The organism is Psychrosphaera algicola, assembly GCF_028401425.1.
In the GTDB taxonomy this organism is placed as follows: domain Bacteria; phylum Pseudomonadota; class Gammaproteobacteria; order Enterobacterales; family Alteromonadaceae; genus Psychrosphaera; species Psychrosphaera algicola.
The window spans coordinates 838,853-854,789 of the sequence record NZ_JAQOMS010000002.1 but is presented as its reverse complement, the minus strand read 5'-3'; the positions used below and the strand labels follow the sequence as shown (position 1 = coordinate 854,789).

Annotated in this window: 13 protein-coding genes and 2 pseudogenes; 13 read left to right on the top strand and 2 right to left on the bottom strand. The window is 39.7% G+C overall.

Features of this window, described 5'->3' with window-relative positions:
- Positions 1-12: 12 nt before the first annotated feature.
- The gene (locus PN838_RS04580; RefSeq protein WP_215962057.1) at positions 13-426 is read left to right on the top strand and encodes a CBS domain-containing protein; all 414 of its coding nucleotides are present in this window, start codon (positions 13-15) and stop codon (positions 424-426) included.
- Between the two features lie 279 nt (positions 427-705).
- A complete protein-coding gene (locus PN838_RS04575; RefSeq protein ID WP_215962056.1) occupies positions 706-1,212 on the top strand; it encodes a gamma-glutamylcyclotransferase family protein in 507 nt (168 codons plus the stop codon).
- A 372-nt stretch (positions 1,213-1,584) separates the two neighbouring features.
- Here the strand turns inward: PN838_RS04575 and PN838_RS04570 are convergent, their stop codons facing one another.
- Positions 1,585-2,259: an MlaC/ttg2D family ABC transporter substrate-binding protein gene (locus tag PN838_RS04570; protein ID WP_215962055.1), complete on the bottom strand. Its 675-nt coding sequence runs from the start codon at positions 2,257-2,259 to the stop codon at positions 1,585-1,587.
- Between the two features lie 380 nt (positions 2,260-2,639).
- Between PN838_RS04570 and PN838_RS04565 the strand changes: the two genes are divergently transcribed.
- The 9 genes and pseudogenes from PN838_RS04565 (at position 2,640) to prpF (ending at position 10,672) form a co-directional block, all read left to right on the top strand.
- Positions 2,640-3,431, top strand: a complete 792-nt coding sequence (locus PN838_RS04565; RefSeq protein WP_215962054.1) for a TatD family hydrolase — start codon at positions 2,640-2,642, stop codon at positions 3,429-3,431.
- Positions 3,432-3,882: 451 nt separating this feature from the next.
- On the top strand, positions 3,883-4,539 hold the full coding sequence (locus tag PN838_RS04560; RefSeq protein WP_215962053.1) for a GntR family transcriptional regulator: 657 nt from the start codon (positions 3,883-3,885) through the stop codon (positions 4,537-4,539).
- A 30-nt stretch (positions 4,540-4,569) separates the two neighbouring features.
- On the top strand, positions 4,570-5,448 hold the full coding sequence (prpB, locus tag PN838_RS04555) for a methylisocitrate lyase (protein WP_215962052.1): 879 nt from the start codon (positions 4,570-4,572) through the stop codon (positions 5,446-5,448).
- Between the two features lie 100 nt (positions 5,449-5,548).
- Complete coding sequence (gene prpC / locus PN838_RS04550) at positions 5,549-6,673, top strand: bifunctional 2-methylcitrate synthase/citrate synthase (protein ID WP_215962051.1); 1,125 nt, start codon at positions 5,549-5,551, stop codon at positions 6,671-6,673.
- A 352-nt stretch (positions 6,674-7,025) separates the two neighbouring features.
- Entirely contained in the window at positions 7,026-7,166 is a 141-nt protein-coding gene (locus PN838_RS04545; protein WP_272179884.1) for a hypothetical protein, read from the top strand.
- 91 nt (positions 7,167-7,257) lie between these two features.
- Positions 7,258-7,602, top strand: coding sequence for an aconitase family protein (locus tag PN838_RS04540; protein WP_334313478.1), 345 nt, complete (start codon positions 7,258-7,260; stop codon positions 7,600-7,602).
- A gap of 40 nt (positions 7,603-7,642) precedes the next feature.
- Positions 7,643-8,713: pseudogene (locus PN838_RS04535) on the top strand (aconitase family protein).
- Between the two features lie 23 nt (positions 8,714-8,736).
- A complete protein-coding gene (locus PN838_RS04530) occupies positions 8,737-9,450 on the top strand; it encodes a Fe/S-dependent 2-methylisocitrate dehydratase family protein (RefSeq protein WP_272179883.1) in 714 nt (237 codons plus the stop codon).
- A 1-nt stretch (position 9,451) separates the two neighbouring features.
- Positions 9,452-10,672, top strand: a complete 1,221-nt coding sequence (prpF, locus tag PN838_RS04525) for a 2-methylaconitate cis-trans isomerase PrpF (protein WP_272179882.1) — start codon at positions 9,452-9,454, stop codon at positions 10,670-10,672.
- Between the two features lie 61 nt (positions 10,673-10,733).
- Here the strand turns inward: prpF and PN838_RS04520 are convergent, their stop codons facing one another.
- Entirely contained in the window at positions 10,734-11,615 is an 882-nt protein-coding gene (locus PN838_RS04520) for a LysR family transcriptional regulator (RefSeq protein ID WP_272179881.1), read from the bottom strand.
- A 91-nt stretch (positions 11,616-11,706) separates the two neighbouring features.
- Here PN838_RS04520 and PN838_RS04515 point away from each other — a divergent pair, with 91 nt between their 5' ends.
- On the top strand, positions 11,707-12,798 hold the full coding sequence (locus PN838_RS04515) for an efflux RND transporter periplasmic adaptor subunit (RefSeq protein WP_272179880.1): 1,092 nt from the start codon (positions 11,707-11,709) through the stop codon (positions 12,796-12,798).
- A 49-nt stretch (positions 12,799-12,847) separates the two neighbouring features.
- A pseudogene (locus PN838_RS04510) lies at positions 12,848-15,934 on the top strand (efflux RND transporter permease subunit).
- Positions 15,935-15,937 lie beyond the last annotated feature (3 nt).

Sequence of the window (15,937 nt, the reverse complement as noted above, 5' to 3'; positions counted from 1 at the left end):
TCAAGGAGTATCATGAAAATCACTCGATTAATGACTAGTGAAGTTGTAACGGTTCACTTGGATGAATCCTTAAGCGTTATTAAAAAGATATTTGAAGAAGAATCGTTTCATCACATTCTGGTTGTTGATCACCGTAAGTTGGTTGGCGTTATATCAGATCGCGATTTACTGAAAACGCTAAGTCCAAATATCGATACTGTCGCTGTGACGACTAAAGAGTTGGCGGCATTAAACAAACGTGCTCATCAGATTATGAGTCGTAATTTAGTTGTATTGACCGAAGACTCTACAGTTAAAGATGCAGTATTATTATTTAATCAAAATAGTGTTTCCTGTCTACCTGTCGTTACGTCTGATAATAGGGTATTAGGAATTTTAACTTGGCGTGACATTATGCGTGCTTTAGGCAAAAAGTATGAAGGCTAACGCATATAGTTAAATTAGACTGAAGGCTCAACATATTTGTCAGTTGCATTCAGTTTTGATTTTAGATCGAGTTGAAATCTAGATCCTCGGATTAACGTGTAAAACCGTCCCTGCAAGTTGTTCAGCCCTGCCTTAAGCCTTGTTTTTATAGAAAACCAAAAATCTTGTTGCTAACAATCACTAACTATTTTGATTTATCTAAATTAGTTTAATTTACTGGTTGGACGTAACATGTTATTAACTATGGAATAAGCAAGTTCCAAAAACCGAGAGAATGAATTGTTATATTACGCGTATGGTTCCAATATGGCATTAAGCCGAATTCAAAGAAGAACGCCAAGTGCAAAGCGTTTAGGTACTTTTAAATTAACTAAGCATAAACTCATGTTTAATATGCGAAGCACAGACGGTTCAGGTAAGTGCGACGCCTTATTCACTGATAATCCAAGTGATGTTGTGTTTGGTGCTTTATACGAAATAGAAGACGCAGAAAAAAACATTTTAGATAAGGCTGAAAGCCTTGGACACAGTTATGGGATAAAAAGTGTCGAAGTGACCGGAGAAAATGGCGAGCTTGTTACTGCCCAAATGTATTATGGCCTCACGACTGCCGATAAGTTAAAACCTTATGACTGGTATTTAAATCATGTACTAATTGGCGCGGCTGAATTAAATATGCCACTGGAATACCTGCAAAAAATTAAAATGATTAAGGCAATTAAAGATCAAAATCAAATACGTGAAACCAGAGAATTTGCGATTCATAAAAAGATTTTAACAGATTAATAAATCAATTCTGCAATTCATATTGTTTGACCTAAAGTGTTAGAGGTTTGGATACAAAGAATCAATATGTATTCAATTAAATTACGATCAATAAAAATAAGCATGGACGCATTGTGAAATACTTCCGACTTATCGCTTTTTTTGCTGAGTTGTCAGTGAGCGTCTAAGATTCAAATATACTCATATTTAACTAGTTGGTTCAGAGCTTAGTCAGCGGTGAGAGAATACACTAAATTTTTGCAGGGAAAGTGACTCATGTGACATTGAGTTTTTATGGTTGAAAAATAGAAGGGGAAGGCTGTATAAAATAAAATACCCAATATATGAGGTCGAATTCTATATATTGGGCAATTAGCTGAGCGCGAATTAAAATCAGTTCAAAACCGTATTTACGACATATTCAATGCCATTTTGACGGATTGGCGTAGATAACTCTGCGCGTTTAGAGTCTACTAAGCTGATGCCTTCAACAATTAGGTCATATGCTTTCCATTCACCAGATTGACGGCCTTTTCGAAGTTTAAATATCATACTTAACGTGGGGCCGTTATCAGACATTAATTCAGCTTTTACATTTACCGATTTTTTCCCATCAACGTTTTTATCTTGCTCATAAACGACTGTTTGATTTGTATATTGCGATAAAGCACCAGAATAGGTTTGAATTAGTGATCGTTGCATTGCATTGACAAACATTTCACGTTCTTCTTTAGTCGATTTTTTTAGCTGTGTCCCCAAAATTTTGTATGAAGCAAACGTAACGTCTATGAAAGGCATTAATTGTTCTTCAACGAGGTCTTGCATCGAAACAGTACTTACAGCTGACTCGTCAGCATTGATGCTTTTGATATGAGTAACTGATTCAAACAAAGTCTCACCAAGTTGTTGAACAAGTAAGTAAGGCGACCCTTGTCTGTCAATTTGCGCTAACTTTTTTGTATTTTCTAGCACATACTCGTTACCACTTAATGGGTTGTTATCTTTAGAAACCGCTGCAGCGGAGAAGGTAGCCAATATGGCTACTGCAATAATTAAGTTTTTTAACATTTCGACCTCGACTCGTATTGATGTGTTTTATCATTCATTTTGGATGTCTTCCAACGAACTCGATCATAATACCGACCGCTCGGTCTGTAAAGAAAGTTTTTGTTCTCAAATGGAAAATATCCGTTTCCAATTTGAGTCTATTGATACGAATTGCTAAAGGTATTGGATCACTTCAGTTGATTGATAAATAATTAAAAAATGAGGCTGACGTGAGCGAGGCTCTACTTTTGGTATTCGGTATTAATTCGATAGCGATTAAGTCAGCAATACACAGTGAAAGGCCATTTACGCTTACAATATAAAGTAATTTGTCAAATGGCTATGTTTCTGCGGTTTGATTTGGGATAATTAAGCTAATTTTATTTTTACCAAGGTATAACATGACTTTGCAATTAATCGACTCGCATTGCCATCTTGATCGCATTGATTTACAAAAAGAAAAAATTGAATTTGATCAATTATTTGATAATGCGGCGGCAAACCAAGTATCACATATGTTATGTGTTGCTATTTCAATGGATCAATTTCCAACTATGGTTGCAACGGCAGAGCATAGAGAAAATGTATTTTTCTCCTGTGGAGTTCACCCTTGTCATGTTGGCGAAGACAAAAATTATGCATTAAGTGATTTACGTAAATTAGCGGATGCACCACGTGTCGTCGCCGTGGGCGAAACTGGGTTAGATTATTATTACTCAAAAGATTCGATAAAAGAGCAGCAGGCAAGTTTTGTACACCACATTGAAGTTGGTCGTCAGCTGGGCAAACCGGTAATTGTTCATACTAGAGATGCACGTACCGACACGATTGACATCCTAAAAGCGAATAAAGCAAATGAATGTCGTGGCGTATTGCATTGCTTTACTGAGTCCTGGGATATGGCGAAAGCAGCAATGGATTTAGACTTTTACATTTCAATTTCAGGTATCGTAACGTTCAAAAATGCAGTTGAATTGCAAGATGTGGTTAGAAAAATGCCACTAGATAGATTGCTTATAGAAACTGACTCACCTTATCTTGCGCCAGTTCCTTATCGAGGTAAACAAAATCAACCTGCATATGTTAGGCACGTTGCTGAATTTATTGCAAAACTTAAGAACGTGCCAATTGAAGAAGTGGCAAGCGTTACTACAAATAATTTTAAGCAGTTGTTTTCTACAACTAACTTATAAGCTACCTACTATTAGTATCTAAACGGATTCAAAACCCATGCGAAATGGAATATATCAAATCGCAGGCAAAAAAAGCCCTGAACGATTCCTGCTCAGGGCTAGGGGAATGGCTCTCTACAGAGCCGTGCGCTAACAGTTACCACTACCTAAAGTGGTTCACATAAAGGTTCAAAGAACATAGCTTTATGTGGTGAGTTGAGACAGTCTAGATCAACAAATTCTTAAAATAAAGCCCTAAATGAATATTTTTTAATCGAGGGCAAATCAACAACTTGTATGTTTACTAAACAGACTGTGCAGACCTTTTGCACCGGTTTTACCCAGCTTATCCACAGTGTCGTGCATTTTATCTTTTATTTACTCATTGTCGACAATATTGCTATTTTTAGTTGATCTTTCATTAAAACTCCACTAGATTGTCGACACTTGATGTAATTATTGACGAGCACACATGATTTCAGATCAACCAATAACCAGCTCAGATAAGATATTCTACTTACTACGTAACGCGATAGTGGAAGGATCAATTAAGCATGGATCTAAATTAAATGAAGCTGAATTGTCGACAACCTATGAAGTTAGTCGCGCAGTGATCCGAGAAGCAATTAATCGCTTGGTTACATGCCATTTAGTTGAACGTAAAGCAAACGTTGGTGCCAGAGTTGTTGAATTGTCTGAACATGGATTGATAGAGCTTTATCAAGTAAGAGAATCACTAGAAGGCATGGCTGCAAGACTTGCAGCTCAAAACATGACTCAACAAGAAATCGCTGATCTAAATCAACTCCTTGAGTCCCATTTTGCAACTGTTAAGCCCGGCGAATCTTATTATCAGGAAGCTGGTGATGTTGATTTTCATTATCGAATAATCTTGGGCAGTAAAAATCAGCAATTGATCACGATATTAGTGGAAGGCATTTACCATTTAGTACGAATGTATAGAGTTCAATTTGGAATGGCGGGGCCTCGGGTAACAACAGCCTTTGACGAACACAAGTACATAGCGATGGCAATTAAAAACCGAGATGCAGAATTAGCGGAAATGTTGATGAGAAGACACATCACCTATTCAAAAAATAATATTGCTGACAAATTGTCGCAATCTTAATAATAATTAAATCACACAGCGAGAGAACTTATGAGTCCAGGTAAAAAATTTCGTCAAGCTTTGGTTGACGCTAAACCATTGCAAATTGTAGGTACTATTAATGCGTATTCGGCCATGATGGCAAAAGAAATTGGTCATAAAGCAATTTATTTGTCTGGTGGTGGCGTTGCAAATGCATCTTATGGTTTACCCGATCTAGGCATGACATCGCTTAACGACGTACTGGTTGATGTTCAGCGTATTACGTCTGCCTGTGATCTACCCCTTATGGTAGATATTGATACAGGATGGGGAGGCGCATTTAATATTGCTAAAACGGTAAGAGATATGGAAAAAGCCGGCGCGGCTGCAGTTCATATGGAAGACCAAGTCGCTCAAAAACGTTGTGGTCATAGGCCAAATAAAGAGATCGTACCAACTTCTGAAATGGTTGACCGTATTAAAGCGGCAGTGGACGCAAGAACGGATCCTGATTTTTTCATTATGGCGAGAACAGACTCATTTGCTCAAGAGGGAATAGATGCAGCGATTGAACGTGCAAAAGCCTATGTTGAGGCCGGGGCTGACGGGATCTTTGCCGAGGCTATCCAAACGGAAGAACATTATCGGGCATTTTCAAGCGCACTGAGCGTTCCTATTCTCGCTAATATTACTGAATTTGGCAAAACAGAATTGTGGAATCGCGACCAACTAAGTGATTGGGGGGTGGCTATGGTGCTTTATCCATTAAGTGCGTTTCGAGCGATGAATAAAGCGGCGGAAAATGTTTACAAGTCAATTTTGGATAACGGCGATCAAAAAGCGGTTATTGACCAAATGCAAACTAGAATGGAATTGTACGATTACCTTAGTTATCACGAATATGAACAAAAGCTCGATGCATTATTTGCAGAAGGTAAAAACAAGTAGCAATTTCGAACAAATAGAACACAAATTAAATTATTTATAATAAGCCGCATCAAGTGGCAATAAACAATATTTACACACCCTACAATGTGGAGAACATCTTATGGCGAAGGTATTAAGTGGCGCAGGTTTGCGTGGTCAAGTTGCTGGAAAAACAGCACTTTCAACTGTTGGCGTTTCAGGCTCAGGTTTAACGTATCTTGGATATGACGTAAAAGATTTAGCTGACAAATGTGAATTTGAAGAAGTCGCCCATTTAATTTTAAAAGGGCATTTACCAAACCAACAAGAATTAACAAGTTATAAAGCGAAGTTAAAGTCACTTCGTTCACTGCCTGAAGCATTAAAAGAAGTATTAGAACGAATTCCGGCCGATGCACATCCGATGGATGTATTACGTACAGGCTGTTCAATGTTGGGGAACTTGGAAGGCGAAGCAGACTTTTCACAGCAACAAGAAGTTACCGACCGTATGTTGGCTTTATTCCCAAGTATCATTTGTTACTGGTACCGTTTTAGCCACGACGGTGTTCGAATTGAAACTGCGACCGATGACAATTCAATCGGCGGACATTTCTTGCATATGTTGACGGGCGAAAAACCAAATGAACTGCATGAAAAAGTTATGCACGTTTCACTCATTTTATATGCTGAACACGAATTTAATGCCTCTACATTTACGGCTCGAGTTTGTGCTTCAACCCTTTCTGATATGCATTCTTGTATTACTGGCGCTATTGGTTCCCTGCGTGGTCCTTTACATGGTGGTGCGAATGAAGCTGCGATGGACATGATTGAAAAGTTCACTTCTGCGGATCACGCTGAAGCAGAAATGATGGGCATGCTTGAACGTAAAGAAAAAATAATGGGATTTGGTCACGCAGTGTATGCCGATTCTGATCCTCGTAATGAAATCATTAAAACTTGGTCTGAAAAACTTGCTGCAGATGTTGGGGATACCGTTCTTTATCCCGTATCTGTTCGTTGTGAAGAAGTCATGTGGCGCGAGAAAAAGCTATTTTGTAATGCCGATTTTTTCCATGCCTCTGCTTATAACTTTATGGCCATCCCGACAAAATTGTTTACACCAATTTTTGTTATGTCGCGATTAACGGGTTGGGCAGCACATGTTATGGAACAACGTTCAGATAATCGCATTATCCGTCCTTCAGCAGAATACACGGGTGAAGATTTACGCCCAGTTCCAACTATGGCTGAACGCGGTTAAGGCTTGTTTTTAGTTGTGACCCCCAGTCACTTTTTAATATGACCTGGGGTCACTACTGATTTGTCTTTGTTGTTATTGTTGTTGAATCAATGATTGCATTCAAAAAACGGCGTTAACCCTGCGTTTCTGCAGAACATATATTAAATAAATTTAACTTTAGGTGTCAGCATGAACACTGAATTTTGTACTCCGCTCATTTCCACCAATCTTTTATATGTCGACACTAAAGCTGCTGTCGAAGCTATTTCACTAAGGCGCGTATGCGAGATTACCTTATACCTCAAAAGTACTCGCTGAGCAGCTTGTTCGTCGATGCGATCAGGCACAACTGACAGCATGTTTAGAACAAATTGTGTTTAACAAACAGGATTTGGATTTTCCTTGGTATCCAGCCCGTGTAGTTTGTCACGATATATTAGGACAGACCGCATTAGTTGATTTAGCTGGCTTACGAGACGCTATTGCTGATATGGGGGAGACCCGGCAAAAGTAAACCCAGTTGTACCAACACAGCTCATTGTTGATCATTCGCTCGCGGTTGAACATGCGGGTTTTGAACCTGATGCGTTTGAAAAAACCGAGCAATAGAAGATAGACGTAATGAAGATAGATTCCATTTTATCGAGTGGACCAAAACGGCATTTAAAAACGTAGACGTAATCCCTGCTGGGAACGGTATTATGCACCAAATTAATTTGGAGAAAATGTCGCCTGTTATTCAAGTTAAGGACGGCGTCGCTTTTCCAGATACATGTGTTGGTACTGATAGCCATACACCACACGTTGATGCATTAGGTGTAATTGCCATTGGCGTAGGTGGTCTTGAGGCAGAAAATGTCATGTTAGGTCGCCCTTCAATGATGCGACTGCCAGATATTGTTGGGGTTAATATTGTTGGCAATCGTCAATCAGAGTATTACTGCGACTGACATTGTATTAGCGCTTACAGAATTTTTACGTAACCAAAAAGTGGTATCGACCTATTTGGAGTTTTTTGGTGAAGGTACGAAAAACCTCACGATTGGAGATAGAGCAACTATCTCTAATATGACGCCAGAATATGGTGCATCAGCGGGCATGTTTTACATCGATGAGCAAACTATTGATTATTTAAAACTAACCGGTCGTGAGCCTGAGCAAGTAAAACTCGTTGAGTCATATGCTAAGCAATCAGGACTTTGGGCCGACGAAATGGTCGCCGCGGAATATCCACGGGTACTAGAATTTGACTTATCAAAAGTCGGTCGAAATATGGCAGGGCCGTCAAATCCTCATCGTCGATTGCCAACGAATGAGTTACAAGCTCGAGGCATCACAGCGTCGACTATTCAACCCGATTTAGCCAACTGGAAAGGTAATATGCCTGATGGTGCCGTTATTATCGCAGCGATAACGAGTTGTACTAATACGTCCAATCCTCGTAATGTGGTAGCCGCCGGTTTAGTCGCTAAAAAGCCAATGAACTCGGATTGATCCGTAAACCTTGGGTAAAATCGTCTTTTGCGCTAAGGTTCAAAAGTGGCTAAGTTATACTTAGAAGAATCGGGTTTATTACCTGAAATGGAAAAGCTAGGATTTGGTATTGTAGCTTATGCATGTACGACATGTAATGGTATGAGTGGCGCATTAGATCCTGAAATCCAGCAAGAAATTGTGTCACGTGATTTGTACTCAACAGCCGTATTATCGGGTAACCGAAACTTTGACGGTCGAATTCACCCTTACGCAAAACAAGCGTTTTTGGCATCACCACCTTTAGTTGTTGCTTATGCTATTGCTGGCACGATGCGTTTTGATATTGAACAAGACGTATTAGGGACCGATAAAAATGGTAATGATATAAAGCTTGCCGATATCTGGCCGACGGATGAAGAAATTGACAATATTGTTAGTAAACATGTTAAGCCAGAGCAGTTTAAGTCGATTTATGAACCTATGTTTGATCTGCGTGTAGATTATGGTGAAGACAATAATCCACTTTATGACTGGCGCGAAAAAGCACTTATATTCGTCGACCACCATATTGGGAAGGTGCGTTAGCAGCCCCACGTACATTAAAGAATATGCGACCGCTTGCGGTATTAGGCGACAATATTACGACCGACCATTTATCGCCATCAAATGCGATCATGGCAACAAGTGCCGCTGGTGAATATCTAACAAAAATGGGGTTGCCTGAAGAAGACTATAATTCTTATGCAACGCACAGAGGTGATCATTTAACCGCGCAACGAGCGACATTTGCTAATCCTAAGTTACTAAACGAAATGTGTCGAAATTCAGATGGTGAAATTATGCAGGGCAGTTATGCTCGAATTGAACCTGAAGGCACCAATACCCGTATGTGGGAAGCAATAGAAACCTATATGGAACGTAAGCAACCACTAATTATTGTCGCTGGCGCAGATTATGGTCAAGGTTCATCTCGTGATTGGGCGGCTAAAGGGGTTCGATTAGCGGGTGTTGAAGTGATCCTAGCAGAAGGTTTTGAACGTATCCATCGAACCAATTTGGTTGGCATGGGCGTATTACCACTACAATTCCTAACGGGTGATACACGCAATACTTACGGGCTCGACGGTAGTGAGACGTATGATGTCCTAGGCGATATTAACCTAGGTTCTACCTTATCATTAGCTGTTACTAGAGTGACCGGAGAACAAATTACAATACCGGTGACATGCCGATTAGATACAGCTGATGAATTATTGGTATACACCGCCGGTGGCGTGTTGCAACGATTTGCACAGGATTTTTTAGGTTCTGAGGTAAGCTAATATGCAGAATGAACAACGAGATATGCCTTTGCCAACCAAACAAATGAAAGTGCTTGCGACGTATATGCGCGGTGGCACGAGCAAAGGGGTGTTCTTTAATCTAAACGAATTACCTCTACAAGCCCAACAACCTGGCGCGTATCGTGACGCTTTGTTGTTACGTGTGATTGGCAGCCCTGACCCTTATGGTAAACATACTGACGGTATGGGAGGTGCAACTTCGAGTACCAGTAAAACAGTTATTTTGTCAAAAAGTGAGCAACCTGATCATGATGTCGATTATTTATTTGGCCAAGTTGCCATCGATAAACCGTTTATCGATTGGAGTGGTAATTGTGGAAATTTAACCGCTGCCGTTGGCGCATTTGCCATAACAAATGGGTTAGTTGACCTGAGTAAGCTCCCGAAAAATGGCATTGCTGAAATTAAGATTTGGCAACAAAACATTAGTAAAACAATCATCGCACATGTTCCTATGTGTGAAGGTGAAGTGTTGGAAATAGGGGACTTCGAATTGGATGGGGTTACTTTTCCAGCAGCAGAAGTTGTTATTGATTTTGTCGAACCAGTAGACCCAAGCGAAATTTTATTCCCGACGGGGAATTTAATCGACACACTTAACGTACCCAACATTGGAGAGTTTCAGACCACATTTATAAATGCAGGTATTCCGACTTTATTTTTAAATGCAGAAGAACTCGGGTTTGACGGTACAGAACTGCAAGACGCAATAAATGGTGATGATGCAATTTTGGCTAAGTTAGAAACCATTCGCGCATATGGTGCAGTTCAAATGGGACTTATTAAAGACGTTAAGGAAGCGGAAGTTCGTCAGCATACGCCTAAAATTGCGTTTGTATCTGGGCCTAAATCATTTGTATCTTCCAGTGGTAAAACGATATCTGCTGACGCTATTGATTTAAATGTTAGAGCGGTATCTATGGGTAAGCTACACCATGCCATGATGGGCACCGCCGCAGTAGCAATTGGAGCTGCCGCTGCAATTCCCGGGACAATAGTTAATTTGGCCTCATCATCGACAACTGATACATCGGTTACGTTTGGGCACCCTTCGGGAACCTTAAAAGTTGGAGCTGAAGCAAACCTCGACAATGTCACCAAAAAATGGCAAATAGCAAAAGTATCGATGAGCCGCAGTGCTCGCATATTAATGGAAGGTACAGTGCGGATCCCGCCAATAAGTAACTCCTCGTTATTATAAATCGTATTAAAGGGTTAACTAAAACGTTAACCCTTTTTGCTTATTAATTTGGTTGCGTAAATCACAAGCTATCCCATAAAAACTGCGCGACTGGCCCCAATATTTTGTTTTTATTTTTGACCACGCGCACTTCAACTTTGACCTGCGTATCTTTGGGTTCTAAATCAAACAACCAAAAATCATCTGTTATTTGCGTTGGCACCATAATACTCATCATAGGCCCCCAACCAAGTTGTGCTTTTAGTGATTCGATATAACAATGTATGTCGTCTACTTTTACAATTGAATGACTTATTTTTCTTAACAATGGTGTATCCGACAGGTTAAATGCCATATCAGTAGGGCTCAATTGCGGGATATGTTTCAGGGTTTCAGGTGTGATCTGTTCAATACCGCTAATGCCAAAATTTGCAGCCAACTTTTTATGAATACAAAACGTAAACGCCAAAGAGTCGATAGGCTTGGTTTGAAACTCCCCTTCGAGATTAAATGCGTCAATCCACGGGATGATGGTTAAATCAACCTCTTGCGATGCTAAGTTTTTTAATCCATGTAATAGCTTTTCGGTATGGATCTGCAATTGAGTATGTGGAAACTTTTCCTGTACCCGTTTTACGCTATCGAATATCCGTGGCAGCATCGCTGGTCCTTCAATATTAATGGTTAACTCATGTTCAATCCCTTGATTAAATGCGTCGCTGAGGCTTTTTAGCTGTTCCAGTTCAGATAATATATTTTGACTACGTTGATAAAAAATAGTGCCTTGTTCGTTCAACTCAAGTCGATACTTATTACGATTAAAAAGTTCGAATCCTATTTCGCATTCTAGTCGTTTTATTGCCATGCTTAATGCGGGTTGGGTCTTAAAAAGCTTTTTGGCCGCTTCATTTATTGAACCGGTTCGGACTATCGTTTGTAGTATTTTAAGTTGATCAATGTTCATTATAATTTGTTTGAAACTTAATAAATAATATTTATATAGTAGTTAAATTTTAATAAATATCAATTATTTGATGGTTAACTTACAATTTACATTGAGCGTTAATTTATTAGGCAGGCAAGGTTATGCAACAACATTTAGTATTCTTTTTATTGGCATCTTAGGTTTTAGTCTAACCGGATGTGGTGAAAAACAAGAACAGCAAGCAACAGAAACTAAACTCATTCGACCTGCCAAAGTTGCTGTTGTAAAACCTCACTCAGCCAATGCCGTACGTTATTTTCCGGCGACAATTGAGCCTACAGTAAAGGCCCAATTGGCATTTAGAGTAAATGGTGAGTTGGCAGCGTTAAATATTGTTGCTGGCCAAAATGTCCAGTTTGGAGAAGTGTTAGCTGAATTAGATGACAAGGACTTTAAATTACAAGTCAAACAAGCTCAGGCTAAATACGACCTAAGCCTATCGCAATTTAGTCGAGCAAAATCCCTATTTAAAGATAAGTTAGTTTCTTCGTCAGTTTTTGATGAGGCCGCTGCTCAGTTTGATATTGCTCAAGCACAACTCGAAGTTGCCCAACGCAATTTACAATATACAAAGATAACGGCTCCTTTTTCAGGCACTGTTGCACAGATGTTCATTGAAAATTATGAATTTATTCAGGCTAAACAGCCGATAATTGAACTACAGGGCCGTGATCAGGTAGACGTATCGATTGACGTACCTGAAAGACTCATGGTGCATTTACCAAAAAACGAAGACGGGAAATTGTATCAACCTTTGTTATTTCTCGATGCAGCACCGGAAAAATCTTACCTCGTAACATTCAAAGAACATGATATTACAGCGAACAAAGCGACTAAAACTTATCGAGTCGTGTTTTCACTCGACGCGCCAGCGGACTTAAATCTTTTGTCAGGAATGACGGGCAAGTTGGCTGTTGAATTGGATAAAGTGTTAAATACACATAATACGGCGCTATTAGTGCCAATTGAAGCCGTATTTATCCCAAATAAATTCGCCGGTCAAAACAAACATTTTGTCTATAAATTAGATGCTCAAAATAAAACGACATTAGTTGAAATTAATGTATCAAAAATTGCTCAATACGGTGCCGAAATAACGCCAGTAGATCCGTCAGCATTGCAGATTGGAGACCAAATTATTGCCGCAGGCAGTCACTTTTGACGGTTGGACAGCAAGTTCGTCCGTGGGTGCGTGAGCGAGGGTTATAGCCATGAAGTCTGAATTTGATATCGCTGGTTATTTTATCAAACAAAAGACCACATCTTGGTTGTTTACATTAATCTTGTTGGTCGCTGGGATATTGTCCTATTCTAAACTGGGGCAATTAGAAGACCCTGAATTTATTCTAAAGCAAGCAATTATTATCACCACTTATCCAGGGGCGTCCCCGGTTCAAGTTGAAGAAGAAATCACCTATCCGTTAGAAAATGAAATTCAAAAGTTGCCTTTTGTGGACAACGTGAAGTCAATAACGTCGTCTGGCATGTCACAGATAATTGTCGAGATGAAGTCGACTTACCGTAAAACTGAATTAAGACAAATATGGGATGAATTGAGGCGTAAGATCAATGATTTTACTCCGAAATTACCTGCTGGATCTGGTACGCCAATCATTAAAGATGATTTTGGTGATGTATACGGTGTATTGATGGCGGTAACCGGTGATGGATTTAATAACGAAGAAATTAACTCCTACGTAGATTACATTCGCCGTGAACTGGTACTTGTGGAAGGTGTCGGCAAAGTCACCGTGGAAGGAAAGCTTCAAGAACAAGTTATTTTAGAAATTTCCCATAATAAAATGGTGTCGTTGGATTTATCCGCTGAGTATCTATATCAAATATTGGCGCAGCAGAATGTGGTTTCCAATGCCGGTTTTGTTCGAGTTGGAAACGAAGATATTCGATTTCATCCCACCGGAGAATTTACGTCTGTTGAAGAGTTAGGGGATATAGTGATCAGCCCTCCAGGCTCTTCGAAGCGGATTATATTGAGCGACATAGCAACTATCTATAAGGACTTTGTTGAAACCCCTAATCACATAGTGAGACATAATTCTAAACCTGCTATCTATGTTGGATTGTCTTTTATGTCAGGCTCTAATGTCGTCAAAATTGGTGAACGAGTTCAGGAGAAACTAAAGGAACTAGACCAAAATAGGCCTTACGGTATGGAGATTAACACCGTATACAATCAACCCGTTGAAGTGGAAATGTCGGTTGCAGGGTTTATACAAAGTTTATTAGAGGCCGTTGTAATTGTCATTGTTATCTTATTGTTGTTTATGGGGGTGAAAACGGGCTTACTTATCGGTGGAATATTGCTGCTTACTGTATTAGGTACGTTTGTCTTTATGCAACAGATAGGCATTGAGTTGCATCGCGTATCTTTAGGTGCATTGATTATTGCCTTAGGTATGTTAGTTGACAACGCAATTGTGGTGGTCGAAGGCATTTTAGTCGGAATGCAGAAACGATTAACTAAAGTTCAGGCGGCAAGTTTAATTATCAAACAAACAAAATGGCCACTGTTAGCCGCAACATTTATTTCAATTATTGCTTTTGCGCCTATAGGTTTATCACCAGATGCTACAGGGGAGTTTGCAGGATCGTTGTTTGATGTCCTGCTGATCTCTCTATTATTGAGCTGGGTAACTGCGATAACAATTACCCCATTTTTTGCCAGTTTACTGTTTAAAGACCAGATTGTTGAGCCAATTGACCAAGATACTAAATCGGAAGAAGGTCATAAAGACGAACCATACAAATCTGGGCTTTATGCAAAATATAAATCGGTATTGAAGTTAACATTACGATTTCCAAAATCGACTATGGCGCTGATGTTCGTGCTGTTTGTATTTGCAGTAGGTGGGTTTGGCTTTGTTAAACAGGCTTTTTCCCTTCGTCAAATTTACCTGTTTTTTATCTTGATTACCGATTACCTGAAGGTGCCGATATACGCGCTACATCCGTTGTTGGAAAGTCATTAGAGCAATATGTTATGAGTATTGACGATGTTGAGTTTGTTTCAACCACTGTGGGTCGTGGCGCAGCTAGATTTATGCTGACTTATAATATGGAGATGAATTACGCCAATTACGGTCAATTGATTGTACGTGTAAAACAAAAACCGTCACTAATCCCGACTATCGCCAATGTCAGACAGTATGTAGAAAGTGAATACCCAGATGTTGAGTTTAAAATATTGAGGGTCAATGTCGGGCCTGGGACGGCGGCAAAAATTGAAGCTCGTTTTTCTGGACCAGATCCGCTAATCCTTCGTTCTCTATCTGATCAAGCCAAACAGATTTTATGGCAGGATTCGGGGCTAAAAATATTACAGATGATTGGAAAAATATGACTAAGGTCATCAGACCTAAATTTAATGCGGTTGCGGCGAGGGAAATGGGCGTAACTAAAACCGATGTCGATAACTTATTGCAGATGATGTACGTCGGTAAAACCGTTGGTGTTTACCGAGAAGCGACTGAACGATTGCCGATTGTCATTAGGATGCCAGAGGAAGAAAGGGTAACGATAGAACGATTAGAACAGTTGCAAATCTATAGCCCAGTTCTGCGTCGCTATGTTCCAATTACACACGTTATAAGTGAGTTTAATTTAGAATTTGAAGATCCAATAATTAAACGCCGCGATAGGAAACGTACATTAACCGTAATGGCCGATCACGACCTGTTGTCAGATGAAACAGCAGCACAGGTATTTGCCCGGGTGAAACCTAAGTTAGAAAAGCTACAATTACCCAATGGTTATGAACTAACCTGGGGCGGTGAATATGAAGCAAGTAAAAAGCCAAAACTCCGATTTTTTCGGCGTTACCTCTTGGTTTTGCGGTCATGTTTATAATTACCATTTTACTTTTCAATTCGTTAAAAATAGCCACTGTCATTTGGTCAACGGTGCCACTTGCAATTATTGGTGTAACTATCGGATTTTTAGCGACCGGCATACCATTTGGTTTTATGAGTTTATTAGGCTTATTAAGCTTATCAGGCATGTTAATCAAAAATGGTATTGTTTTAGTCGAACAGATAAATTTAGAAAAACTCAGTGGGATGTCACAAACAGAGGCGATCATTCAAGCCGCCATAAGTCGAGTAAGACCGGTTTCGATGGCAGCAATAACGACGGTATTGGGTATGGTTCCTTTATTAGGGGACGACTTCTTTAAAAGTATGGCGGTGGTTATCATGTTTGGGCTAAGTTTTGCAACTGTGCTAACCTTGATTGTCGTGCCTGTCATGTACTCGTTACTGATTAAGTCTGAAAAACATTAACTG

What these genes read in the sequence shown, in the direction of transcription:
- PN838_RS04580 (WP_215962057.1), top strand. Translation starts at nt 13, where the DNA reads ATGAAAATCACTCGATTAATGACTAGTGAAGTTGTAACGGTTCACTTG.
- PN838_RS04570 (WP_215962055.1), bottom strand. Translation starts at nt 2,259, where the DNA reads ATGTTAAAAAACTTAATTATTGCAGTAGCCATATTGGCTACCTTCTCC.
- PN838_RS04565 (WP_215962054.1), top strand. Translation starts at nt 2,640, where the DNA reads ATGACTTTGCAATTAATCGACTCGCATTGCCATCTTGATCGCATTGAT.
- PN838_RS04560 (WP_215962053.1), top strand. Translation starts at nt 3,883, where the DNA reads ATGATTTCAGATCAACCAATAACCAGCTCAGATAAGATATTCTACTTA.
- prpB (WP_215962052.1), top strand. Translation starts at nt 4,570, where the DNA reads ATGAGTCCAGGTAAAAAATTTCGTCAAGCTTTGGTTGACGCTAAACCA.
- prpC (WP_215962051.1), top strand. Translation starts at nt 5,549, where the DNA reads ATGGCGAAGGTATTAAGTGGCGCAGGTTTGCGTGGTCAAGTTGCTGGA.
- PN838_RS04530 (WP_272179883.1), top strand. Translation starts at nt 8,737, where the DNA reads ATGCGACCGCTTGCGGTATTAGGCGACAATATTACGACCGACCATTTA.
- prpF (WP_272179882.1), top strand. Translation starts at nt 9,452, where the DNA reads ATGCAGAATGAACAACGAGATATGCCTTTGCCAACCAAACAAATGAAA.
- PN838_RS04520 (WP_272179881.1), bottom strand. Translation starts at nt 11,615, where the DNA reads ATGAACATTGATCAACTTAAAATACTACAAACGATAGTCCGAACCGGT.